Raw genomic sequence first — 25,378 nt, 5'->3', positions numbered from 1 at the left:
TCTGCTTGCATCCATCCCTCAATAATTCCTACCAAAACGTTAACCACCGGGTTATCGACCGCCTCTTTAAATGCTTCAGTACCTCCTGATTTGAGAGCAGCAATCACTCGCGCTTTCAGCGTGGGATTATCAATGGATAATTAATAATTGATAATTGACAATTGATTAATTGGGTCTAAGACCTCTTCGTTTACGAAGAAATTAAAAAAAATTTTCCTTAATTTCAATCCTCTTCTTTTAAGGAGAGGTCATTATCCATTGTTCATTATCCATTGTCAATTGGTGAAGTTTGCGATCACTTCATCCAACGTTTCACCTTGAGTCAGACATCCGGGCAAGTCTTTAATCTGAGCCACATATCCCCTCTCAGAAGCGGGGCAAAGTGTTACTGGATATTGAAGGTTCAAGTAATATTCCAATGCTGACTTCTCAATCTGCTTGTTCTTCTGATTCAGTGTCGTCATCGCTCCATTCTTCCATACAACCCGATTGAGTAGAGTGATCGCTCTCACTCCCATAAGCTACGATGAATCCAAAGACCGAGAGAGAAAACCCATGTCTGAGCAAGTGCGCTATCTTACCAACGAGCAAGGGGAGCGAGTTGGCGTCTGGTTAGATTTGGAAGCCTATAATCGACTAGCGAACCCATTAGCTCTAGATGACGAGTGCTTAATTAGCTTAAGCCGAGATGAACTGCAAGCGTTAGCCGATAGTAAGCTAGCTCCCGCAGCACAAAATCAATTGAACGATTTGCTAGTTCAGAACGCAGAATCTCAACTCTCTGCCGATGAAGTTGCAAATCTAGACCGTCTCCTAGCACAAGTCGATCAACTAACAATCCTCAAAACCAGAGCCAGATACACTCTGCACTGCCTAGAAACAGTGGCAACGATAGCGTGAGCGCTTATATTCCTGTTGAGCTACAGCGACAAATTCGTACCCATTTTAGGGATTGCTGCGCCTATTGCCGCACGGCTGAAGCTCTGACGGTTGCAATTTTTGAGTTTGAACACATTATCCCCCGTTCGGTTGGTGGAGAGACAATTTTCCAGAATATCTGCCTCTCCTGTCCTACCTGTAATCGCTACAAAGCCAGTTTCCAAACAGCATTAGACCCTACTACCCAGCAGACGGTTCCTTTGTTTCATCCTCATCATCAAGTGTGGGAGGAGCATTTTAGGTGGAGTGAGGATGGGACAGAGTTAGTAGGGTTGACGCCTATTAGTCGAGCAACAATTGCTGCATTGAAGATGAATCGTCCCCAGTTAATTCGGGTGCGTCGGATGTGGGTGAAGGTAGGGGAACATCCACCAAAATTTGAGTGAGCGAAGAAGTACAGCGTTTTCAGACTCGATGTGATACAGCTTTTCCAAGAGTAGAACAGTGCTGCCTGCTCATTACTGTACTACTGGCGTGGCACACTTAATTTGATAGATTAGATTCGGCTTGTAGTAAGGGCTTTAGCCCTTGATTCCGTTGGGTTTCCTTGCGTCAACCCAACCTACAACCTATCCCACAATTTTAGCTAGCTGTGTCAGTCCACTACATAGGGCTTGCTGCACAAAGCCCTTACCCTTGAAAATAAAACTGTAGAGGATGATTCAAGGTTAAGAAAGTGCAAGGTTTGGAGCCTTATACCAAATCCGGGTTAGCCACCCCTTTATCAATGGATAATTAATAATTGATAATTGACAATTGATTAATTGGGTCTAAGACCTCTTCGTTTACGAAGAAATTAAAAAAAATTTTCCTTAATTTCAATCCTCTTCTTTTAAGGAGAGGTCATTATCCATTGTCAATTTGTGAAAATCTAGTCCGCGCAGGCGGACTTTGTTTGTGTAGCAGCGATTTCAATCGCCTCCTCTTGCATGGGGTTTCCAAGGCGGATTTGGTATTAAGGGGTGAAAAACCTGACTCCCTACTCAAATGACTTATTCATAGGCACAATAAAAGTTAACGGCGGAGATCGTCATTCGTCATAATTAGAGTCAGAGGAAATATTTCGGCTAATTAGGTTAACCGTGTAGTTTAGACTCACCAGGAGCAGGAGTAGAATTGCTACTTTTATCGACATCGGAGCAAAAAACAAGCAAAATACCAGACAAATTAAGGCAGTGAGTACAGCAGCAACTCGTTCTATTTCTTCAGTGACTTTAATGCTAAGGTAGACAGCGATTAAGGCAATCGATAAGGTGATTAACCAAAGTATCAGCGTCATAAAACTATAGAAGCAATAACTCAAGGATCTGCCTCATACAAACTCTTATGGCAGCACGACAGAAATCGTTACAGTTTCAGAGATTTCCACTTTCTTCTTTCTGCCTTTTTGTACGATGCTTATCTTGACTTTAACATCTTTATCTTAACATCTAGACCAGCATTTTTAGGAGTCGAACTCACCTGACTAATCGTAACATTAACGACAAAAAAATATTAGTTTTACTGGGTGACATTGTAACAAAAGAAACAAAACTATTTCTTTTCGGACTTATTACTTGTAACTTCTTAACTTTTAAGAGCGGCTAACTGGGGTTACACAGACTGACACTCTAGGGCACCATGGACATCCATCCCATTACCTTTTTACCTCTTCGGAACAGTACAGAGTCAGCCAATCCTAAGTAATGGGCTACGAGTAATAGCAAAAAAGATTGACTCATAACCTGATCGAGAAGGTGAGGACAATCGTCAAAGTCTAAACACAGTACTGTAGAACGATTCCAGAGTTCTCGAAATAACTTACAATTTTTGGGTAGAAAAGATATGAGAGAACGGAATCGGCTGAGTGCCGCCTTCTCAAAGTCAGCGCTGGTGTAATTGGCTGGAGAGTGTTGATCTGCCATTTTTATCCTCCTACTAGCTTAGTAGCTCTCCCATATCCAAGATAATGGAGCGAAGCCTATCCTTCCAAAGCTCTGTAAAAAAAACTTTACTTAACAGGGTGGACTAGGGAAGAGACTGTATTTGCTACTGTTCCCCGATGTAGCCTGCTACAATCTCTACATGGCTCTTTTGAGGTCTTCAGTCAAAAACTACTCTTTCACTTGACTCCCATGACTGCGAGGGTCATCTGGGGATGTCTTTGACGATGACACAGGCGCTTTAAATGTAGAGACTTGTCCATCGCCTTGAGTATAGGGTAATGGTAAATTAGCGACCAAGGCTTCTAAATTCGCCTCCAAAACCGGGCGAGGTTGTTCCCCAATCGTTTGGGCAATTGCTTCGCCTTGGGTGTCTAAAAAAACAAAATGGGGGATACCATCGACTCGATAGTTAAGAATTTCGGGTAACCACTTGCTGTTATCCACATTCAGCATCACAAAATTGACCGAGTCGGTGTAGTGTTGTTTCAATTCGACTAAGTCCTGCGCCATGGCTTGACAAGTGGTACACCAGTTAGCATAGAACTCCATGAAGGTGGGCTTGCCATTGCTCAGTGCGACTTCTAGGGGCGTAGATTCCTCAGCTTGGGCGTCAAGAGAAGCCGAACCCGTCTGTGTTTGTAATCCTAAGAATAGAGCAACACCGAGAATGATGGCGACTAAGGCAATTATAAAATTTCTCAGTCGAGAGCTGAGATTCGTTTCAGGGGTTTGGGGAGATGGAGATCCGGAGTCGGGGGAATTCGCGGTCATATTTAAGGGCAATTTAACCTACAACTGATCAATTTTTATCAAAACGATCCTTTCCATAGGCTAACAAGACCATGAAAAAACGGCTAACTCTCACCTTTCCCAAACGCACCATCCAAATGCCAGTAACCTACCGACTGGCAAAGGATTTCAATGTCGCCGCCAATATTATCCGCGCCCAAGTCGCACCCAATCAAATCGGTAAACTGGTGGTGGAACTCTCAGGAGATATTGATCAGCTCGATGCTGCCATTGAGTGGATGCGATCGCACGATATTAATGTATCCCTGGTTGACCGTGAAATTATGATTGATGAAACTAGCTGTGTTGATTGTGGGTTGTGTACAGGTGTGTGTCCCACAGAAGCCTTAACCCTCAATCCCGATACCTTTCGACTTAACTTTACGCGATCGCGTTGTATTGTCTGTGAGCAGTGTATCCCAACTTGTCCGGTTCAGGCAATTTCTACTAATCTGTAGTTATTGGTTCATGGTTCATTGGTGATGCAAGGACATTTGACCCATGATAATTAGCGATTGTTCTTTAACAAAGGTCGCACAATCAGAAAACCTGTACCAAATGCGGTGAGTACAATCAGCACGATAGCTAAAATTAAAACCCAGCCATTGACCTCTCTATAGCTCTCAGAAGCGGATGTACGACGGGAACGAGACTCTTGCTGTTCAATCACCAACGTTTCTCTGTAAGGCGATGAAGGGGCTTCCAACTTATGAGGGGGTGGAACATCAACCCCTACCCTAGAGTGGGCTGATTTAGGGATTGACGGGGCGGGACGAGGTTCTGAGGGAATCGACTGGCGTCGAGGCATTGGGGCGCCAGTGACGGGTGTCAATGAATCCACAACCTGCTGGAGATGTTGGCTCGATTGCAGGACTTTTTCCACTTCTTGGCGCAGTTTTTGGTTTTGTTTGACCAACTGCTGATTTTGACCATTGAGGGAATCCAACATAGCTTGAGCGGCTTGTAACTCAGCCGCCAGTTCCCGGTATACAGAGATTGGCACCGAAGGGCAATAATTATTGGCAGAGGTTGAGGGGGTATAACGATCAGTTGGCGGATTTTGCATAGAAGGATTAATTGGGGAATTAGAATTCATGGGTCTTGCCAAGCCTCTGTAGAGTCATCAGAGTTTCGATTTTATCGAGGAATAGTCGTAACCTATTTCTGATCAACTCCTAGCTCCATAACTGTGGCATTAATTATACGACGCCTATCTTACAATATTCGCCTCTTTAGGCAATGAGTAAACGCTATTTAACCTTAACCCTACTCCCTTACCCTTTCCGGTCATAAACGGGGCAATAGGGGGAAAAAATGCCCCACAGGTCCATATCCTTGACCAATATCGAGAGCGTATTGGAGTGCTGTGGTCACATACTCCTTTGCCAATTGCACGGCGGTGAGTGGGTTTTTCCCCATCGCCAAATTCGCCGCGATCGCACTACTGAGTGTACAGCCTGTACCGTGATTATTCTTTGTCTCAATCCAGGTTGTTTTTAGGGTGTACAACTGGGTTCCATCAAACCAGACATCAACCCCACATAAATTACCCGTCATCCCACCGCCCTTAACCAAGACAGCTTTTGCTCCCAGTTGATAAATACGTTGGGCAGCCCTTCCCATATCATCCAGGGTATGAATGTCCAAACCGCTGAGTAATTGAGCCTCATAACGGTTTGGTGTGACTATTGTTGCCAAAGGAATCAAACCCTCTCGCAAAGACGTTACCGCCTGATCATCAATCAATTGGTCTCCTGTGCGGGATACCATCACCGGATCAACCACCAACGGGTCAAGATTTAAACCCTGAACCTGGGACACCACAGCATTAATAATCTCGGCGTTGAGTAACATTCCCGTTTTAGTCGCCTGAGTACCGATATCACGCACCACCGCCTCAATTTGGGCAACGACGGCGGCGACTGGCAAAGCATCCACTCGGTTGACCCCTTGAGTATTCTGGGCGGTGACACAAGTCAAGGCACTCGTTCCATGAACACAGTGAAAAGCAAAGGTTTTCAAATCTGCCTGAATTCCCGCCCCACCTCCGCTATCTGATCCGGCTATTGTCAGCGCTACTGGTACTTGCATGAGTTTTGTCAGTTAACAGTTAACAGTTAACAGTTAACAGTTAGTTAACCGTTAACAGGAAGTGTTTTGAGTTAACTCCTCATCTCTCCCATCTTCCTCTTCCTTCTACCGTCTCCTAACTTCTGGGAAAACGACGCCGTTGCAAAAATTCGGGAATATCTAGCCCTGGTCGGCTTTTCGGTTCGGGTGCAGGGGGGGTGGGTGGATTCGGTTTTGGGGTAATCGGTCGGGTATAACGGGGAATTTCTTTGACAGGTGGGGGCGGTGGCGCTTCACCACTAAAGCCCGTGGCAATCACCGTAATTCTAATCTCACCTTGAAGCCTGTCATCAATCACAGCACCAAAAATAATATTGGCGTTAGGATCAACCACTTCGTAGATTGTTTCTGCCGCTGCATTAACTTCGTGTAACGTCAGATCACTACCACCTGTAATATTAAAGACCACCCCTCTAGCACCTTCTACGGAAGACTCCAGCAGGGGCGAGGAAATCGCCGCCACAGCCGCTTCTCTAGCGCGGGATTTACCTGAACCCACACCAATTCCCATTAACGCCGAACCGGCGTCTGCCATAACAGCTCGCACGTCAGCAAAATCGACATTCACTAACCCCGGAACGGTGATAATGTCTGAGATTCCCTGCACACCCTGACGCAGGATATCATCAGCCACTCTAAAGGCATCTTGAACCGGTGTTTGTTCAGAAATCACCGACAAGAGCTTATTATTGGGAATCACGATTAGAGTATCGACACGGCTTTGCAGTGCCGCAATTCCTTCCTCGGCTTGAGTTGTACGGCGGCGTCCCTCAAAGGTGAACGGACGAGTCACAACGCCCACTGTTAAAGCGCCGAGTTCTTTCGCAATCTCTGCCACAATTGGCGCCGCCCCCGTTCCTGTACCACCGCCCATCCCGGCTGTGATGAAAACCAAATCGGACTCGGCTAAGGCTTGGGCAATTTCATCGCGAGATTCTTCCGCCGCTTTTTGACCAATGGCTGGATTTCCGCCTGCACCGAGTCCCCTTGTCAATTTCTGACCCACCTGCAAGCGTTTGGCGGCGGAGTTTTGGGAGAGGGCTTGAGAATCGGTATTAATCGACCAAAACTCGATCCCAGCCACTTCACTGGCAATCATTCGGTTGACCGCGTTTCCGCCTCCACCACCGACACCAACAACTTTAATTTTGGCAACACTACCTGGCAAAATGTTGTCACTCCTCGTGTCTTCCCTGGGAATCCCCTTGGAATCATAATCATGGGGTTGACCAAACTGCAACCCAGAGTTACTGAAGGGATGGGTATTTTCCACTCCAACTGAAAGATCGGTATTCAGTGTGATAGGAGAGCTTTGATGGACAAGCCCTAGTTTACTATTAAGCGTCATTGCAATAGGTCAGGGTTGATAATCAACTTTATCAGTTATATGTAGCAATCTGAGTCAACTATAGGGTAAGTCGATCGAAAAACCAACGAACACCCCTGTTTGTGGTTAAGACTCTTGAAGGGTACTCTCCTCAAGAGTTGCCAAAATTGGCATAGCTGAATTCTCTTTTATACCACTCTTGCCGCCACGGTTAGTCATGATCAGGTTCAGATGTCTCACTTGGCATCCTCATCTGAATCACCGGACGGTCTGGGTTTTTGAGATCAATATAGGCGATTTGGCTTTGTTGAAGATGAGTGGGTAACTGTCGCATACGATCCAAGACTGCCAGTTGCTCCGCCAACTGGGAACTATCCGATCCTAAGTGAACATTTCCTAACTCGGTTTTCAAGATTAAATTAGCTGGGTTTCGCCAATCAATTTCCAGGACTTTGACGGGAGAATGGTGGATGACCTGATACACTTGCGACCAGTAAGGACGATAGTATTCATTTTGACCCCTTACTTGCAGCGTGGGCAACTCCACATTGGCTTTGAGAGAATGATAGCTACTTTGGGGCATCCAGACACCCCGTTCATCCAAAAAGCCCGGTTCTGAGGTCACCTGAGTTTGCCCCTGTGCAGCTAAAGCTATCCCCGGTGCGATCGCAACGGGCTGGCGCTCTTGCACTTGAATGGTCAATCCTGGGGGTATGAGTTGACGGGTTACTGTCGCTGTTGCAATGGGTGCGGCGCCCTCAAGCACCTCCGCGATCGCTTGGGGTTCCACGCGCAATAGGGACTGAGGATAGGATAAGGGGAGCAGGGAACGAATTGCTTGAGTTGAGAGAAATTCATTGCCCTCAATGTCAATCTGTTCCGGTTGGCGAATCACCCAGTCGGGCAAGGTAATCGCCCAAATCAAACCGCTAGCCATACCGCCAACCATGAGCGATCGCCACAGAGCCTGAAAAAATTTAATTCGGCGTGCGCGTCGTAAATGTTGTCGCCGATTACTGATTTGTGCTTGGGAAACTGATGCAATGTTTGCCATCTACTACCGCTAGAGGTTCCAAATATATCAATGCCACCATCCTACTTTCCCTTGCCAGGAGATTGACATTCTGCCCCACTAACCTTAACGGATGAGGAAATCTTTTCTTCCCTGGTTTCCTTTTCTTGCCGTTGTCATCAAACCGGGCGATGGCTGACCAAGCTGGTTGTGCTGATGCAAGTCGTTGCCATTTAACAGATCACACTATCATGGTGCAATCGTTATTGCAAGCCAGCTTGCTCAGGCGTTATCAAGGTATAAGTGAGACAGGGGGACAAGATTTTCGAGGGGTCAGTTATTTTGGTGAGGTTTTCCTCACTACTCTAACTGGGGGATCACATCCGGGCTATTGATACTAAGGGGGGGGTATTACCCCTACGCATAAGGGTTCAGTCAATGATTTACTCTCTACTTGAATCAGGTGACTCAAGAGTCTTGCTTTATGAAACTGCATCTACCTACTTTTTTCAAAGCCTGTAACCCAGCTAGAACTCTAGTTATGGGCAATCCAGAGGATCGTCAGTACTATATTAATTTTTCCTCCGTGCGGGGCGGCAAAATTATCGAAGCCTTAGGACGAACGATCGCGCGACTTTCACCGGATGAACCCACCTGCCAACTCTTTACTGGACATATTGGCTGTGGCAAGTCTACAGAATTGTTTCGATTAAAGGCTCAGTTAGAGGAGCAACAATTTCACGTTGTCTATTTCGAGTCGTCTCAAGACTTGGACATGGCAGATGTTGATATTAGCGATATTTTGCTCAGCATCGCTCGGTCGGTGAGTGAAAACCTAGAAGCGATCGGGATTAGTCTCCAACCCCGGTACTTTAACAAACTCTTCAACGAGATTAATGACTTCTTACAGACGCCTATCGATGTGGATGTAGCCGCTGAACTTTCCGTGGGCATTGCCAAAATTACGGCTAAAACTAAAGATAGCCCTCAATTGCGCGAACAGCTTAGACAGCACCTAGAGCCTCGCACTCAAGGTATTTTACAGGCGATTAATGCCGAAATCATTGAACCTGCGATAAAAAAGCTTAAACAACGCGGGAAACAAGGGTTAGTTGTCATTATAGACAATTTGGATCGGGTTGATCCCAGGCGGGTTCATGGGGATCGATTGCAGCCTGAATACCTGTTTATCGACCGAGGCTCTCAATTGCGACGTTTACGGTGTCATCTGGTTTATACCATACCCTTAGCGTTGATGTTCTCTAACGAGTACGAAACCCTCAAGAATCGTTTGGGAGGGGGTGTCGCTCCCAAAGTGTTGCCCATGGTGCCGATCGGGTTTCGAGATGGTCGTGAGTTCCCCCAGGGTATGGCATTACTCCGACAACTCGTTTTAGCCCGTGCCTTTCCCACAGTTTCTCCGGAAGACCGCTTAAGCTTAATCCCAGAGGTTTTTGACAGTCCCGAAACCCTAGACCGCCTCTGTCGGATTAGTGGGGGTCACATCCGCAACTTATTGGGAGTGCTGTATAACTGCCTGCAACAAGAAGATCCACCCTTTTCTCGCGAATGCTTAGAAAGCGTAATTAAGGGATACCGTGACGATCTGGCGTTAGCGGTTGAAGATCCAGAATGGCAGTTACTCTTTCAGGTCGTTCAACAGCAGTTCATTCGAGGTGAAAAAGAGTATCAAACCTTGCTACGCAGCATGTTTGTCTATGAATACCGCGATGACTTGGGTCGCTGGTTTGGAGTCAACCCAGCTTTAGCCGAGACTGCCCGGTTTAAATCTGTCGCCGCCGTGAGCCAGAGCGCTTAGTGTCGGGGTCAAAGGGTGCAAACTTCTAAGATCGGGGGGAGCTGGGGGAGTTAACTCACGCAATATGCCCTATGCGCAAAGCGAAGGGTTAAAACTTCCCCAATCCAAAATCAGTGATCTAAATCACATTTAACATAAAATTTTGTCACGATTTTTATCAGTTGATCTCACTGTTTAATTGAATCAAAACTTGTTAAATTATCTGCGTCTAAGTTGTGATTTTATAAGTGGCTTGAGTGGCTAAATTAATAGTTTTTATATTATCAAAGATAGGATTTAATAAAAAGTAAATACTGAAAATAGTCAAGCCGACCCAATTAAGCCAATAGAGGTATCATTGGTTTGATTTCTGTTTTTTTTGTCCGTAATTAATTTCCCTTGGTAAAACTATTTTCCTCAATGAGAACCAACTAGGAGTAGTCACATTTTGATAGGAATGAAGGAGCAAGAGAGAGCCGAAGAAATAGTCTTAGCCAATGAGCGTTCATTATCCACCCTCGCTCGGGCAATCACCTTGTCTGAAGGACAATTTGCCCTGATTTTAGTTCGCTGCAACTATCAGTGCTGCAAGCAACCCCTATGGCAGAAACTCCAAGGGCTGACGGGAATTCCCTTGAAACAGTTAGTGCTGCAAGAATCCAGTCAAACCTTATATACCGTTATCCTAGACGCGATCGCGCCAGAGGAATTATCTGCCTTGCTCGTATTTGGTCTAGAATCCGTAACGGCAATTGATCCGGTCTTAATTTCCACAAATCAGGTACGAGACGAATTTCCTAAAAGTTTTACCTTTCCCATCGTTTTATGGGTCACGGATGAATTACTCCACAAATTAGCTCGATTTGCGCCCGACTTTAAGAGTTGGGCTGCCACCTCGATTAAATTTGAACTGGCAACAGCCGAATTGTTGCACTTATGGGAACAAACGACAGAGGAACTTTTCACCACCCTTTTAGATAAAAGTGTCGGTGAATTTTTGTCCAATGAGGCGCTCAAGTTGGCGCCAGGATGCCAGCGTCGTCAAGAACTCGAATCCGCCTTACGGGATTTGCAGGCGCGTGATGTGAGTCTAGAACCTGCCCAATATGCGACATGGCAATTTATTTTAGCTAGAGATTCCTTTCGCCATGACCTAATTGAAGTTGCCCTTGAGCAGTATCAACGAAGTCTAGACGTTTGGCAACAGATTCAGCGTGCTGTATCCGGTGACATCCCGAAACAATCCTTAGAACGGATTGGCATACTGCTATGTCATCTAGGCTGGTGTTATTGTCGTCAAGCTCAATTACACCCCAATCACAAATATAGAAGTTGGGAGAGAGCCAGAGAATTTTGGCAAGGGGGGATTGACATCTTTACGACAGCGGGACGCTTGGATTGGGTTGCCCATTTAACCATTCAACTGGGTGAAGTCTTGCAAAATCTGCAAAATTGGGCAGATTTACAAGCGCTAGCACTTCAGTCTTTGGCGCAGTCTCAAACCCAAGACAACGCCGCTCAATTACCACAAGCTTACGGTTTTTTAGCGGCTGTGGCATTAGAAGAATCCAACTGGGAGGATGCCAAAGTCTTCGCGCAAACGGCGTTAGACATTTTGGAGAATTCCCAATTATTTCAGCCTCAGCATCAGGGATGGTATTTACTCATCCGTGCCAAAGCCCAGCGTCAACTGGGTGAATCGACGGCTGCTATTGCGGATTTAGAGACAGCCTTAACGGTAGAGGGGTTACTCCCCAAAGCTCCCCATCAGTCTCCCCAGCTTTATCTCGACATTCTCCAACAACTCCGCTCCCTCTACTATGATCACCAGAAATACCTACGAGCCTTTGAACTCAAGCAAAAACAGCGCTCCTTAGAACAACAGTATGGCTTTTTTACCTTTCTCGGTGCCGCACCCTTACTCTCTGGACGAGCTGAGCAACAATTATCGCCCCTAGAAATAGCCGCCGCTGGGCGATTGCCTGATGTGAATCGACTCTTGGAACGCCTAAGCCGCAATGATCACAAACTAACCGTGATTCATGGCTCCTCTGGCGTTGGTAAAAGTTCTCTCATTCATGCGGGATTAGTCCCCGCCTTAGCCAGTCGCACGATTAGCGCCAGAGAGGTTATCCCCGTAGTGCAAAAAGTCTATCGTGATTGGCGGGGAGAGTTTTCTCGACAACTCACCCAGGGGTTAGGCTGCACCACTTATCCCTCATCAGATACCGCCTTAGCACCCCAATCGCTGACCCAACTGCCAACCAGTCTAGACCAGTTGCAGCAGGCGGCTGATGGCAATGTCCTGATCGTTCTGATTTTTGATCAGTTTGAAGAATTTTTTTTCGTCTGTACTGACTTAGAACAACGACGCCAGTTTTATGCATTTTTGGAACATTGCCTCAATCTTCCCTTTGTTAAAGTTATTTTATCCCTGCGAGAAGATTACCTGCATTACCTGCTCGAATGCGAACGCTACACCAATTTGAGTGCCATCAACAACAATATTTTGGATCGGCAACTTCGTTATCACCTGGGTGATCTGTCCCCAAAGGAAGCGAAAAATGTCATTTCTACCCTCGCTTCTGGGTCTCAGTTTAAGTTAGACGAAGCCCTAATTGATGCCCTGGTTCAGGATTTAGCCTCACCGACACAAAGCGTGCGACTGATTGAATTACAAGTGGTGGGTATGCAACTACAAGCGGAAAAAATTACCACCCTGGCGCAATACCAAGCCCTAGGCACGAATCCCAAGGCAACCTTAGTCGAACGCTGGCTCATAAGTGCCATTGCCGATTGTGGATCTGAAAACGCAGATACGGTTTGGCATGTCTTATTTTCACTGACGGATGACCGAGGGACTCGTCCCCTGAAAACTCAAACCGAGTTGGAATCAGGGACAAAGGATTTGGATATGGGACAAACACCGTCCCCCTCTATTGCCAACTCCCTACCCCCACTTCCCCTAATTCTGGAGATTTTAGTCGGTGCCGGATTGTTATTTCGCCTACCCGATGAACCAGAGGATCGATATCAGCTTGTTCACGATTACTTAGTCGCACCAATCCGCCACCATTACAAAAAACGCCGCAAGCTCACTCTTGTGAAACGGCTACAGAACAGTCAGATGGAACTCTTACGAGTTCGCAAACAGCGACTGGGTGCCATCGCCGTCGGTATGGCGATGGCAGTTCTGGCAGTTACCGCTGGGGGTTTAGGATGGCGGGCTGAGGTGCAACGCCGACGTGCCGCGACTCTGACGTTTAATGCCCAATTGGGTGCGATTAGTGCCTCCTCAGAAGCTCTATTTGCTTCCGGAAAGGAATTTGATGCTCTGCTGGAAGGGCTAAGAGCTGCTAGACAGCTTAAGCACGTTGCTGTACAGGTTGAACCAGATACCCACCTGCAAGTGATTGCCGCCCTCTCCCAAGCCGTAGACTCGGTGACGGAGCGAAATCGTTTAGAAGGACATAGTGATATCGTCTGGGATGTGAGCTTTTCTCCTGATGGAGAACTGATTGCCTCAGCCAGCCGCGATGGTAGGGTGAAATTATGGCGTCCTGATGGCACTTTGGTCACTACCCTGCAAGGGCATCAAGATAGCGTCACCAGTGTTTCGTTTAGTCCAGATAGCCAGCTCATTGCATCGAGTAGTTGGGATGGTACGGTCAAGCTTTGGCGTCGTGATGGCACCCTCGTCCGCACTCTGAGCGGGCATAAGGATTATGTTTACAGCGTTACCTTTAGTCCCAACGGTAAACGCTTAGCCTCCACAGGTGCGGATGGTACGGTGCGACTGTGGCAAGTGGATGGTCAGTTAATCCGTACCATTTCGGCTCACAAAAACGGAGCGCAGTGGGTTAGTTTTAGTCCCAATGGTGAGATCTTGGCTTCCGCCGGAAGTGATCAAACCATCAAATTGTGGACAGAAGATGGTCAACTGTGGAAAACCATCACAGGACACCAGGGTAAGGTTAACAGCGTCGCTTTTAGTCCCGATGGTCAATTGATTGCCTCAGCTAGCGATGATCGCACTGTGAAACTGTGGAATACTCAGGGTAAGCTCATCAAAACCCTATCCCAGCCGGAACGCTGGGTGTTGAACGTGACATTTAGTGCCGACAGCCAGTTGATTGCAGCAGCAAGTGCCGATAATACGGTGAGACTGTGGAATCGCGATGGGATGTTACTGAAAACTTTTAAAGGACACAGCGATAGAGTAACTGCTGTAAGTTTTAGTCCCACAAAACAGGCACAAGATACCCCAAACTCACCAGCCACTCCTGTCATCCTCGCCTCTGCCAGCTATGATAAAACCATTAAACTTTGGCAACTTCGTCAACAGTCTCAGTTATTTTTACGAGGGCATGACGATGATGTGGTAGATGTTACTTTTTCTCCTGATGGAGAATTGATTGCGACGGCGAGTAACGATAAAACTGTCAAAGTTTGGAATCGCCTGGGTCAACTGCTTTCTACTTTAAACGGACATACTGAACGGATTTATAGCGTTAGTTTTAGTCCTGACGGTGAACGCATTGCTTCAGCTAGTCGAGATGGTACGATTCGGCTTTGGAATCGACAGGGACAATTCCTTAAGGTTTTAAATGGTCATCAGGATTGGGTCTTGGATGTTAGTTTTAGTCCTGATTCTCAACAGCTTGCCTCAGCGAGTCGGGATAAAACGGTTAAACTTTGGACAAGGGATGGAGTTTTGATTAAAACATTAAAGGGACATCAATCCCGCGTCAATGGGGTGAGTTTTAGTCCCGATGGTCAGCTATTGGCGTCTGCTAGTGATGACCAAACCGTAAAGTTGTGGACGGTAAATGGAGAATTACTGAAAACTTTACAGGGTCATAGTAATTGGGTTTTAGATGTCAGCTTCTCCGCCGACTCCGAGTTATTAGCCTCAGCTAGTTATGACAATACGGTAAAAGTCTGGAATCGCCAGGGTAAACTGCAAACCACATTGAAAGGGTCTACTGATAGTGTGGCGCGGGTTCAGTTCAGTCCTAGGGGAAATATTCTCGCCACCACAAGTTGGGATAATCGGGTACAAATCTGGCGGCTGGATGACACTTTAGTCAAAACCTGGGAAGCTGAGGAGGGGCGCGTCACAAGTGTGAGTTGGAGCCGGGATGGTCAAGCCTTGGCTGTTGGCACTGAAGATAATATGGCAATTGTCTGGAATTTAGATTTAGAGAATCTGTTATCCAAAAGTTGTAATTGGCTGCGAGATTATCTCAATCATAATCCAGATGTGAAACAGAGTAATCGTGAGCTTTGTCAACCCATTGCTGGTGAGAATATCACCAAATGATTTACTGATACGATAAACCTTGATGGGTATACAGTGTAGCGATTTAGTCCAGGCAACTAGGGAGGGATTTCCCAGCACCCATCGGCAGATAAAACTCAACAGCCATTACATCCGGACGGCAAGCAAGCTAGGATGGATAACAAAGATGTGCAACAGGAGCGTGCTGGCATAGCCTGTGTTAGAGTGAGCGTAATTCCTTTGCAGTCGTTTTCCTCCAGCTTGTGAAAGGATTATGGTAATTACAAAACGTAGCCTCGTCGTTGGGGCGACCGCAGTAGTCTTAACAACGGTTGCAGTTACAGGGGCTGGTCTGCATTTATCTCAAAGTCAGGCTTTTTTTCAGGACAGCCCTAAAGAGTTAGTCGATGAAGTCTGGCAAATTATTGATCGCCAGTATGTGGATGCTACCTTCAATCAGGTGGATTGGCGAGCCGTTCGCCTTGAGTACTTAGAGCGCCCCTATGCTGACAAGCAAGAAGCTTACGAAGCCATTCGGGAAATGCTCAAGCAGCTCGATGATCCCTATACCCGATTCATGGACCCCGAAGAGTTCAAAAATATGCAAATTGATACCTCTGGGGAATTAACGGGTGTGGGGATTCAAATCGCCCAGGATGAAGAGACGAAAAAGTTAATGGTCATTTCGCCAATTGAGGATACGCCAGCGTTTAAGGCGGGTATTCTCGCCAGGGATATAATCCTCAAGATTGATGGTAAGAGTACCGAAGGGATGGATGTTAATGATGCGGTGCAACTGATTCGCGGGAAACCGGGTACTGATGTGACGCTAACTATTCAACGGGATGAGGAGCAAATCGACTATAAAATTACACGGGCGCGGATTGAAATTCATCCAGTACGCTATAGCTATCGGAGTACACCCACGGGTGGGATTGGTTATATTCGCCTGAATCAGTTTAGCGCGATCGCAGCACAGGAAATGCGAGAGGCAATTAAGGAGTTAGAAGCCAAGGAGGTTAATGGCTACGTCTTGGATTTACGCTCTAATCCGGGCGGATTACTTTACTCCAGCATTGAGATTGCCCGCATGTGGCTGGATAAAGGGAAGATTGTTTCTACGGTGAATCGTCAGGGTAGCTCGAATGAAGAGGTGGCGAGAAATCGATCCCTGACGGATAAACCTTTAGTTGTCCTAGTTGATGGTGGTTCAGCGAGTGCTAGTGAAATTCTTTCGGGTGCTTTGCAGGATAACCAACGAGCAACCTTAGTTGGCACTCAGACCTTTGGCAAAGGCTTGGTACAATCAGTACGCGGACTCGGAGATGGTTCGGGTTTGGCGGTGACTATTGCTAAGTATCTGACGCCCAGTGGTCGTGATATCAATAAGGAAGGGATTCCGCCGGATATTGTCATAGAACTGACTGAGGAACAGCGCAAGGAATTACAGAAGGATCGGACTAAAATTGGCACGCCAGACGATCCCCAATATGTCAAAGCTCTAGATGTTCTCAATCAGGCAATTGCCGAGCAACCCAATAATAGGGCATCGGTTCAGGCTCGATAGGTACTATTCAGGTTGACATTTTCCCGCCCGAATTAGCTTGACGCCGAAAGCCCCACGCCATAGCGGTAATCCGCTTGGCGTCGGGATGGATAGGCGGATAGCCGGAGGTACGGAGGCTATCAAATAGGTGATCTTAAACGAGCAATCAGGCTTCTGATTAACTCTGATTTGGTCATACCACGCCTTACAGCTTCCTGCTCAAGCTGTCTAGACTCGTATTCTGTAAGCCTGATTTCTAGTCGAATGTTTTTCACTTTATTCCGGTCATTTGTACGTAAATCCAGTATACTGTTTTATAGGTCGATAAACAAAAGGCAAGCTTAATGAGAACAGCTCACCAGTACCGATTACGTCCAACAAAACAACAAGCTATTGAGCTAGATAAATGGCTGTCTATGCTGTGCGCTCAGTACAACTACTTATTGGCTGATAGGTTTAACTGGTACGAGTGCAATCGTTCTCCTGTTAATGCTTGTCCTCTTGTCTGTCACCTGCCTGAGCTGCGAAATAACCCAGACTATTATTCTCAGAAGAAAACTTTACCTCAACTCAAAAAAACTCATCCTTGGTACGGCGAAATATATTCTCAAGTTCTGCAAGATGTCGTTAAGCGAGTTAAAGTAACGTTTGACCGTTTTCTTAAGGGGGATAGCAACGGAAAACGAAGTGGTAGACCTCGGTTTAAGGCTCGTAACCGTTATCGCACTTTCACCTATCCTCAGATGAAAGATGGGTGCTTACAGGGCAAGTTAATTAACTTGCCAATGTTTGGAAAAGTTAAGGTAATCCTGCATCGTCCTATCCCTGATGGCTTCAAAATTAAAACCGCATCTGTCACCAAAAAAGCCGATGGTTACTATTTGACACTTGCCCTGGAAGACAAAAAAGTTCCTGAAATTAAGCCAGATTTTAATCCTGATAAAATTGCTGGAATTGATGTAGGAATAAAGAAATTTCTAACAACTTCCGAGGGAGAAACTGTAGCCATTCCTCAACATTACCGCAAAGCTCAAAAACGCTTACGGGTTATCCAGAAGCGGGTATCACGCCGCAAGAAAGGGAGTAACGGTAGACTTAAAGCCATTAAGCAACTTGGGAAGCAACACAAGAAAGTTGCAGACAAGAGAAAAGATTTCCACTTCAAAACAGCAAATTGGCTGTTGTCAAAATATGACGTAGTAGCTCATGAAGACTTAAACGTCAAAGGTCTAGCTCAAACCCGATTGGCTAAATCTGTGTTGGATGCTGGGTGGTCAAGCTTTCTGTCTATACTGACAAACAAAGCCGTAAATGCTGGGAAGTTGGTTATTCCAGTAAGCGCCCATAACACTTCACAGGATTGCTCCAGTTGTGGAGATAAAGTACCTAAAAAGCTGCATATTCGCTGGCACGATTGCCCCTATTGTGGGTGTAGCCTTGACCGTGATCATAATGCAGCTATTAATATCAAAAACAGAGCCGAGGGGCATCCGGTTCTTAAAGCGCAACGCCTCCTAAGCAATAGCCGGATTGGTTGCGAAGCCTACACCATACCTGTATCCAGGTTGGTGTAGGAGTATGTCACTCCAACTCGGCGTGCGATCGCGTCTTGTTGAGATTCAAAAGGTCCCCAGCGTTCTGAGGTTTCCTCACCTTCTACTTGAGTGCTCTTAACAATTTCGCATTGTCCATTTTTTTGCTTGACAATGTACCATTTTTGTGTGTCAGACATAGGGACTTAGAACTACAGACTGTGGCATAAAAAACAAATAACCAATAACGATCACGGACTTTGAGCCGAATCAAGCTGGAACATCACTGGCGCTTCCCCCGATCCACCGCCCATAATCACGACTTTAGCATTGTTGGAACCCGCCAGTTTTTCCATTGCTTCAATTTCCTTTAACCTGAGAAATTGCGGATTAAGAGCCTGAGAGATAAGCTTTTGAGCATCTGCTGTCCCTCTAGCTTCAATACGTTTGCGTTCTGCCTCTTGACGCTCTTTTTCTAAGGTAAATTTCATTTGCTGGCTTTCCTGCTCTGTAGCCAGCTTCTGCTGTACAGCCGCTTGCAGCGTTTCTGGCAATTGAATTTCTCTCAACAGAGCCTGATCAACCACAAAACCGAGGGGAGTCAACTGTTCACTGAGCCGTAGACGAAGTTGATTGGCAACCTCTTGTCGTTTCGACGAGTAAATGGCTTCGGCTGGATAACTAGCGGTAATTTCTCGCACCAGGGAACGAAATCGGGAAGTGATAATGTCCGTTTCTTCCGTGCCAATCGTTTTATACACATCGGCGGCTTTGTTAGGCTCTAGTCTGTACTGAAGAGAGACATCGATATTAAACGCTAATCCTTCCTGGGATGTCGCTTCGATGGTTTCCTTGATATCTCGCAGTCGCGTGGAAAAATTTTCCACCTCAGTGAACGGGTTCACTAAATGCACACCCGGATTCAGGGGACGTTGAGAGACTTGTCCGAATAATTCGACTACACCAACATTCCCCGCCGGGATAATAATCAAAGTTCTGAAAACGGAGGCAATCACAGCAACGACGCCAACGAGTAATGCTACGGCTCGCACGGTTAAGCTTGTCCGTTTATCAGGAATTTTGGCACTCGTCAAAAAGACGAGGATTGCCACCAGGGTGGTTAAGAGTGAAGCAATGAATGACATAAGCGTTTTTAAGGAATGGTTTCGTCAGTTTCTCTGTATTGAACAGCCGTCACTGGCGAGTTTATACCTATCACTCTGGCTTCAGGTTTGAATTCTACGCAGAAGACCTATGTTTGTTATAAAAATTAAGGGAAGTCTCTTGCGCTAACGACAGTCGGGGCGGGTTTAGCCAGATTTGGGTGCAACCGAAAAGATAATCGTAAAACCCGCCCCTACAAACCTGCCCGGCTTCCAGACGTGCCATGGAGACGTGCCATGGAGACGTGCCATGGCACGTCTCTACATGGCTCCCCTAGCTACTCCAAGGGATTGGTTCTGATCTGGATTTGACAGCGTTCGAGATAACTTTGGGCGGCGCGATCGCTAGAATGATAGTCTAGGCATTCTTGAAATAAACCGGCGGCTTCGGCAAAAGAACCGAAATGATACAACATCACGGCTTTTTCAAATGTATCTTTAGTGACAAGTTTGGCGTCTCGGAGTTCAGGCGGATCGGCGGAAAATACTTCAAATAAACCCACGGCTTTGGCTTTGCCTTTGGCTTTCACTTGTTCGATAAACCGAAAGTCATAGTCTAAGGGATTATTTAACCGCCCCAAGGTTTGATGGGTGATTAAAAACGAAATCCCGTAGATTTTGGTTAACCCTTCTACCCGCGCGGAAAGGTTCACTGCATCGCCAATCGCCGTTCCATCCATGCGCCCCAATCCGCCAACGGTTCCTAACATTAGCAATCCCGTATGTAACCCAATACCAATCCGCAGCGTTTTCAAATTCCTTTTTTGTCGAATTTGATTATAGTTGTTTAACGCTTCCAGCATGGCAATTCCTCCTTGAACCGCATCATCAGCCAAATTAGGAAACAATGCCATAATCGCATCACCAATATATTTATCGATAAATCCGCCATGGTTTTGAATTTGTGGTTCCATATAACTGAGATACTCGTTAATAAAGGCAAAGTTTTCCGCTGGCGTCATCTGTTCTGATAAGGTGGTAAAATCCCGAATATCAGCGAATAAAACTGTCATTTCCCGTTCAACTTGATCCCCCAGTTCAACATCAACAATGCTCGCTTTGTCTAAAAAGCTGAGAAACTGAGCCGGGATGAACCGTTCATAGGCGGCGTTTAAGGTGGTGATATTGTCATAGAGTTTGGCATTTTCTAAGGAAATAGCCACTTGGGTGGCGAGGGTTCGTAACAGTGCCATGCGCTGTTGGGTAAAGGCTCCGGTTGTGAGATTATTTTCCAGATAGATAATCCCTTGGAGTCTGCCTTGATTAATTAACGGCGTGCAGGCAATAGATAAACACTGATACTGTTGAATATAGGGATCGTTGGCAAAGTTATCGTCACGAGTCGCATCATTTAACACCACTGTTTTGCAAGTGCGGGCGACATAATGGACAATTTTTGAGGAGAGCCGTTCAAACTGCTCCAGAGGAATCGATTGCAGTACGGGAATGTCCTGGGAATCAGCTTCTTTTGTCGCTTCCACAAGTAACCCCTTGCTACTGGGTAAAATCAAGATACCCCGTTGCGCTCCAGCGTTTTCAACCAGAATATTCATTAAATTTGCCAGCAATTTATCTAAAACTATCTCGCTGGAAATCGCATTGGTGGATTTGATGGTTGTGGCTAAATCTAACAGTTCACCCTTCGTCGAGTCGCTGGTTGTGTAAGTATTGAATGTTTTTGAGATAGGCAGTTGATCTGTTGGCGATCGCAACAATTTAGGGTATTTTGCTTCTAACACCTCAACTTTCCGTTTCGCCCCCCAAATTGTATATCCATAATGAGCATTTTTGAGATAGATTTGAGCAAATTCCGGCTTGTTTTCCCCTAACCAAAATCGAGCAGCTAGTTCATTGGCTAAGGCTTCATTTTGAATAAACTTGTTGACTCTGGCAGACTCAATAGCGCGATCGTACAACCGCATCGCTTCTATCTCATGTCCCGAAATCCGCGCCATTTCGGCGGCGATTAACAGATATTTATGCAGGAAGTTTTCGGGGCAATTATCCGCCCAAATTTTCAGTTGCTGTTGATTTCGCTCTAACTGCTGCCAATACTGTTTCTTTGTGTCCTCAGTTGCCTCTGGATAAAGGGATGTCAGAATTAAGGAATAGTAAAAATTATATTCAGCCCCTTGGAAATGACCTAACACAAAATCGATAAAATTGCCAGCCTCTAAAATCGCGGTTAAAGCCATCTCAAACTCCTCATAGAGATACAAGAGTTGAGCTTTAAAAATACTAAACGTACACAGCCAAGCCCAACTATTGTTAGTGCGACAGGTTTCTAAATAGCCACATTCATTAAACTCGTCGTTGTGAAACTCTAGGTGACTCTGAGTCAGTCCCAACAAATTCAATAAAGCTAGGTGAAATCCCACCATGCCATCAATTGCCCACTGATTTTTTGTCTTTTGCAAAAACTGCAAATAATTGGGCAAAAGTTCCAGAATTTCTTCCAGATTTACCCCTTGATAAAACAAGTAACGCAACTGATGTTCTAAGGCATAGCCAGAGTGGCGTAATTCACCCGATGACAACCCCGATTGATAGGCATCATCAAAAATCTGTTTGGCTAAATTTAGTGGCTTCACCCAATGATTTAAATGACCCGCCAAAACCAAACAAGCGGCACATTTTTGAAACGGACTGTTGAATCGCTCACTCAACTTTACCGCCAAACAACCAAACTCATATCCTGATTGATAATCCCCTAAAACCGAACCCAAGATAATGCCATACGTCACATAACCTTTTGCCGATTCGGGAATATTGCCATAGCACAGAGAAATATTGACCATTTTAACCACAATAACCGGGTAGAGTTCCTGATTTGAAAAATAAGCAGGAGGGTCAATATTGATCAATAATTGCAATGCCATTTTATGTTCCGGACTCGTAATTTCCGGTTCTGATAACAATGAAGCAATCTCGCGATCGCCTAAGTTTTGTTTGGCTTGTTCAACTTCCACATCCAGCGCCGCTTTTAGCTTAGTTTTGGGTAAATCCACGCCAAACAACGCCAAGGCTTTTCGTCCGGTTTCAATCGCTTCTGCGTATCGAGCCATCAGCGTGTATTGAATACTGAGCTGTTTATAAATTTCTCCTTTGTCTAATACCGATTTAACTTGACTCAGGGCATACTTTAGCAGGTTTTCTGATTTATCTAAATGACCGTTAAAATATTCAATTAAACTGCGTTCTTTATATAACTCCAAAACCAAATCATAGTGACTTAACCATGCTTCATCCGTTAACCCTTCCATTGCCACGACTAAATAGTCCCTAGCTGCCCCATAAGCGGTGGCATTTTTGGCTTGTTTCCCGGCTAACAGGTTTAACTTGACTAACTCTAACTGCTCGGCTTTATCAGTGATCAGCGACCGACCTGCATTCAATCGATCGACGATTTCAAAGAGTTTTTCGGTTCGTTCTTGGCTAGAAAGCTTTTCCAACAACAGCCGACCAATTCTCAAATTCAGTTCTTTTTTTTTATCGTCACTGATTAACGAATAGGCAGCTTGTTGAATCCGGTCATGTCCAAATTTATAGGACTGAATCAGTAAATTTTCATCGGCTTCGGATAAGGGAAAAATAAAGCCGCGTTCTAGGGCAACTTTTAACAAATCAAACGTATCTTGAGGTGATTTTTCCTCAATCCAGGTAAGCAGTCTTAAGTCAAATTCTGCACCACAACAAGCGGCGATGGATAAAATCTGTTGGCTGGAGGAAGGTAGTTTTTTCAGTTTCCCCACCATTAGTTCTACCACATTCTCCGTAAACCCTGTTCGTTCAATCGCTACCAAATCCCATTGCCAACGTCGCTGTTGCCGATTAAACTGTAGAAACTTCTCGCTGTATAATGTTTGCAAGAATTCATTCACAAAGAATGGATTACCTCCCGTTTTTTGCCAAACTAAACGGGCTAAATTATGAAGCTGTGGCGGCGGATGCTGGAGGGTGTCGTGAATTAAACAACTGATTTGCTCGAAGGATAGGGGGTTTAAGCAAATAGTCTGAATCCCGTTACCCTTAATTTGCTGGAGTTTTTGCAAGGAAATTGCCAAGGGATGACTGACTGAGACTTCATTATCTCGATAGGCTCCCAGGAGTAAAAGATAGTGGGTTTCACCGTCGATTAAAATTCGTTCCATTAGTTTTAAGGTTGCTAAATCCGCCCATTGGAGGTCATCCAAGAAAATGGTTAACGGATGCTTAACACTGCAAAACGTGCGGATAAAGTTGCTAAACACCAAATTGAAACGGTTTTGGGATTCGTTGACGCCTAATAGGGGAACAGGTGGTTGTTGACCGATAATGAGTTCGACTTCGGGAATAACATCAATAATAATTTGCCCATTTTTTCCCAACGCCTGCAATAGTTTTTCTCGCCAAACTTGCAATTGATCCTCGGTTTCTCCTAGTAATTGCTCAATCAACCGACGAAACGCCGTCACAATTGCCGAATAGGGAATAGTGCGTTGAAATTGGTCAAATTTCCCGGAAATAAAATAACCTCGACGTGCGGTAATTGGTTTATACAGTTCTTGAACCAAGGAGGATTTACCGATACCCGAATACCCAGTCACTAGCATCAAGTCAACGGTTCCTGTCGCACATACTCGTTCATAAGCTGCCAATAATGTGGCGATTTCGGCGTTTCGTCCGTAGAGTTTTTGGGGAATTTGAAAGCGCTCAGAGCTATCCTGTTGACCGAGAGTAAAATAAACAATAGTCTGGGTTTCTATTAATTGGTTGAGGCAGATTTCTAAGTCCGCTTTTAATCCATCAGCACTTTGATAGCGATCTTCAGCATTTTTCGCCATTAACTTGATCACGATATCGGCAATCACGGGTGGAATTGGTTCGCCCTTTTCTGTCTCTTGATGGGATAGCGACGGTGGAGTTTTGGCGATATGACAATGGACTAATTCTAGGGGATCTGTACTAGCAAAGGGCAATTGACCCGTTAGCATTTCATGGAAGGTGACGCCCAAGGAATAAAAATCGGTGCGATAATCTAATCCCCGATTCATTCTCCCCGTTTGTTCTGGAGAAATATAAGCCAGGGTGCCTTCTAACACATTGGGATTTTTTAGGGTAGGATTTTCTCGACTCAGTTGGGTGGCAATGCCAAAGTCAATAATTTTTAGGTCTTGGGTTTCGGGATTAAAAACAATATTAGCGGGATTGATATCTTTGTGAATGATATGTTGAGCGTGAATTTGGGCTAAACTATTGGTAATCGCAATTGCCAGGACGAGAAACTCCTGTAGGGAAAGGGGTTGACGTTGTTTCAGCCAATGTTGGAGGGAACATCCACCAAAATCCTCTAGTGCGATCGCGTAGCTGCGTCCCCATTCTTCTAGACTATAGGCTTTAACGATACCGGGAGACTTTAATTGGCAGGTGAGATAATATTCTTGTTTATAGCGTCGAATTTGCTCAGTGGTGGGATAGTCTCGGTTAAGAAACTTGAGGATAACGGGTTGGCGATCGCAAATCCGTCGAGCGCGATATACTTGAGAGTTCTCGCTATCATGGATTTGCCTGAACTCTTCGTATCCAGCCAGAGAAACCATGCCATGTATGACTAGAGGGGAATTGTGAACTACTCAAGCTTACTTCGTAGAAGCCTGAGCTTCGTAGCGTCGTAGTGAGGGAACCTGAGCCAACTCCAGTCAGGTTAGAGAACTAAAGTTCTCACTACAAGCAAAGCCCTATTTTAGCTGTGTCAGTCTACGACTATTGACACAGCTAAATTTGTGGGATAGATTTGACAGCTTCATGGGCGCACGGGGGAAGTAACTGTAACTAAAAAGCTGGACACTTTTGGACATTGTTGGATATTTTGTCCAGGTTTTGTTGTGTTATAATGAACGCAAGCGAAAACCAAGCTAAAAATCTTAGGGCTTGAGACCCCGTAACAAAGCTTTTAA

Annotated in this window: 18 protein-coding genes and 1 pseudogene; 7 read left to right on the top strand and 12 right to left on the bottom strand. The window is 45.6% G+C overall.

Annotation, left to right across the window (positions count from 1 at the left end; translation table 11 throughout):
• Positions 1–287: 287 nt before the first annotated feature.
• A pseudogene (locus RIM23_RS05685) lies at positions 288–464 on the bottom strand (type II toxin-antitoxin system HicB family antitoxin); the annotation flags it as partial.
• Positions 465–555: 91 nt separating this feature from the next.
• On the opposite strand from RIM23_RS05685, the gene RIM23_RS05680 reads away from it, so the two are divergent.
• On the top strand, positions 556–900 hold the full coding sequence (locus tag RIM23_RS05680) for a hypothetical protein (protein WP_446365223.1): 345 nt from the start codon (positions 556–558) through the stop codon (positions 898–900).
• Positions 897–1,325, top strand: coding sequence for an HNH endonuclease (locus tag RIM23_RS05675; RefSeq protein WP_446365221.1), 429 nt, complete (start codon positions 897–899; stop codon positions 1,323–1,325). The genes RIM23_RS05680 and RIM23_RS05675 overlap by 4 nt, the downstream gene beginning before the upstream one ends.
• Positions 1,326–1,969: 644 nt before the next feature.
• Here the strand turns inward: RIM23_RS05675 and RIM23_RS05670 are convergent.
• The 3 genes from RIM23_RS05670 to RIM23_RS05660 form a co-directional block, all read right to left on the bottom strand.
• Positions 1,970–2,218 (bottom strand): hypothetical protein, encoded by a 249-nt coding sequence (locus RIM23_RS05670; RefSeq protein ID WP_446365220.1) that lies wholly within the window; start codon positions 2,216–2,218, stop codon positions 1,970–1,972.
• 331 nt (positions 2,219–2,549) lie between these two features.
• Positions 2,550–2,843, bottom strand: coding sequence for a hypothetical protein (locus tag RIM23_RS05665; RefSeq protein WP_446359170.1), 294 nt, complete (start codon positions 2,841–2,843; stop codon positions 2,550–2,552).
• A 189-nt stretch (positions 2,844–3,032) separates the two neighbouring features.
• Positions 3,033–3,635, bottom strand: a complete 603-nt coding sequence (locus RIM23_RS05660) for a thioredoxin family protein (RefSeq protein ID WP_446365218.1) — start codon at positions 3,633–3,635, stop codon at positions 3,033–3,035.
• 71 nt (positions 3,636–3,706) lie between these two features.
• Here RIM23_RS05660 and RIM23_RS05655 point away from each other — a divergent pair, with 71 nt between their 5' ends.
• The gene (locus tag RIM23_RS05655) at positions 3,707–4,111 is read left to right on the top strand and encodes an NIL domain-containing protein (RefSeq protein ID WP_446365216.1); all 405 of its coding nucleotides are present in this window, start codon (positions 3,707–3,709) and stop codon (positions 4,109–4,111) included.
• A 50-nt stretch (positions 4,112–4,161) separates the two neighbouring features.
• Here the strand turns inward: RIM23_RS05655 and RIM23_RS05650 are convergent, their stop codons facing one another.
• The 4 genes from RIM23_RS05650 to RIM23_RS05635 all read right to left on the bottom strand — a co-directional run bounded on the left by RIM23_RS05650 (position 4,162) and on the right by RIM23_RS05635 (position 8,164).
• The gene (locus tag RIM23_RS05650; RefSeq protein ID WP_446365214.1) at positions 4,162–4,749 is read right to left on the bottom strand and encodes a hypothetical protein; all 588 of its coding nucleotides are present in this window, start codon (positions 4,747–4,749) and stop codon (positions 4,162–4,164) included.
• A 191-nt stretch (positions 4,750–4,940) separates the two neighbouring features.
• Entirely contained in the window at positions 4,941–5,744 is an 804-nt protein-coding gene (gene thiD, locus RIM23_RS05645; RefSeq protein WP_446365212.1) for a bifunctional hydroxymethylpyrimidine kinase/phosphomethylpyrimidine kinase, read from the bottom strand.
• Positions 5,745–5,859: 115 nt separating this feature from the next.
• Positions 5,860–7,131, bottom strand: a complete 1,272-nt coding sequence (gene ftsZ / locus RIM23_RS05640; protein ID WP_446365210.1) for a cell division protein FtsZ — start codon at positions 7,129–7,131, stop codon at positions 5,860–5,862.
• Between the two features lie 190 nt (positions 7,132–7,321).
• Positions 7,322–8,164, bottom strand: a complete 843-nt coding sequence (locus tag RIM23_RS05635) for a cell division protein FtsQ/DivIB (RefSeq protein WP_446365208.1) — start codon at positions 8,162–8,164, stop codon at positions 7,322–7,324.
• Positions 8,165–8,606: 442 nt separating this feature from the next.
• On the opposite strand from RIM23_RS05635, the gene RIM23_RS05630 reads away from it, so the two are divergent.
• The 3 genes from RIM23_RS05630 (at position 8,607) to ctpC (ending at position 16,768) form a co-directional block, all read left to right on the top strand.
• Complete coding sequence (locus RIM23_RS05630; RefSeq protein ID WP_446365206.1) at positions 8,607–9,941, top strand: P-loop NTPase fold protein; 1,335 nt, start codon at positions 8,607–8,609, stop codon at positions 9,939–9,941.
• A gap of 436 nt (positions 9,942–10,377) precedes the next feature.
• Positions 10,378–15,243, top strand: coding sequence for a WD40 domain-containing protein (locus RIM23_RS05625; RefSeq protein WP_446365204.1), 4,866 nt, complete (start codon positions 10,378–10,380; stop codon positions 15,241–15,243).
• A 232-nt stretch (positions 15,244–15,475) separates the two neighbouring features.
• Positions 15,476–16,768, top strand: a complete 1,293-nt coding sequence (gene ctpC, locus RIM23_RS05620; RefSeq protein WP_446365202.1) for a carboxyl-terminal processing protease CtpC — start codon at positions 15,476–15,478, stop codon at positions 16,766–16,768.
• Positions 16,769–16,887: 119 nt separating this feature from the next.
• Here ctpC and RIM23_RS05615 read toward each other — a convergent pair whose 3' ends face one another.
• A complete protein-coding gene (locus tag RIM23_RS05615; protein WP_446365200.1) occupies positions 16,888–17,022 on the bottom strand; it encodes a plasmid mobilization protein in 135 nt (44 codons plus the stop codon).
• Positions 17,023–17,091: 69 nt separating this feature from the next.
• Here RIM23_RS05615 and RIM23_RS05610 point away from each other — a divergent pair, with 69 nt between their 5' ends.
• On the top strand, positions 17,092–18,321 hold the full coding sequence (locus tag RIM23_RS05610; RefSeq protein ID WP_446365198.1) for an RNA-guided endonuclease InsQ/TnpB family protein: 1,230 nt from the start codon (positions 17,092–17,094) through the stop codon (positions 18,319–18,321).
• Here the strand turns inward: RIM23_RS05610 and RIM23_RS05605 are convergent.
• From RIM23_RS05605 to RIM23_RS05595, 3 genes are all read right to left on the bottom strand, one after another.
• Positions 18,291–18,479, bottom strand: a complete 189-nt coding sequence (locus RIM23_RS05605) for a hypothetical protein (RefSeq protein WP_446365197.1) — start codon at positions 18,477–18,479, stop codon at positions 18,291–18,293. The genes RIM23_RS05610 and RIM23_RS05605 overlap by 31 nt on opposite strands.
• 51 nt (positions 18,480–18,530) lie before the next feature.
• A complete protein-coding gene (locus tag RIM23_RS05600) occupies positions 18,531–19,424 on the bottom strand; it encodes a prohibitin family protein (RefSeq protein ID WP_446365195.1) in 894 nt (297 codons plus the stop codon).
• A gap of 296 nt (positions 19,425–19,720) precedes the next feature.
• On the bottom strand, positions 19,721–25,021 hold the full coding sequence (locus RIM23_RS05595) for an AAA family ATPase (RefSeq protein WP_446365193.1): 5,301 nt from the start codon (positions 25,019–25,021) through the stop codon (positions 19,721–19,723).
• Positions 25,022–25,378: the final 357 nt, after the last annotated feature.

Source organism: Coleofasciculus sp. G3-WIS-01 (assembly GCF_040223135.1).
In the GTDB taxonomy this organism is placed as follows: Bacteria; Cyanobacteriota; Cyanobacteriia; order Cyanobacteriales; family Coleofasciculaceae; genus Coleofasciculus.
The sequence above is the reverse complement of the archived record's forward strand: the minus strand, read 5'-3'. Positions and strand labels throughout refer to the sequence as shown.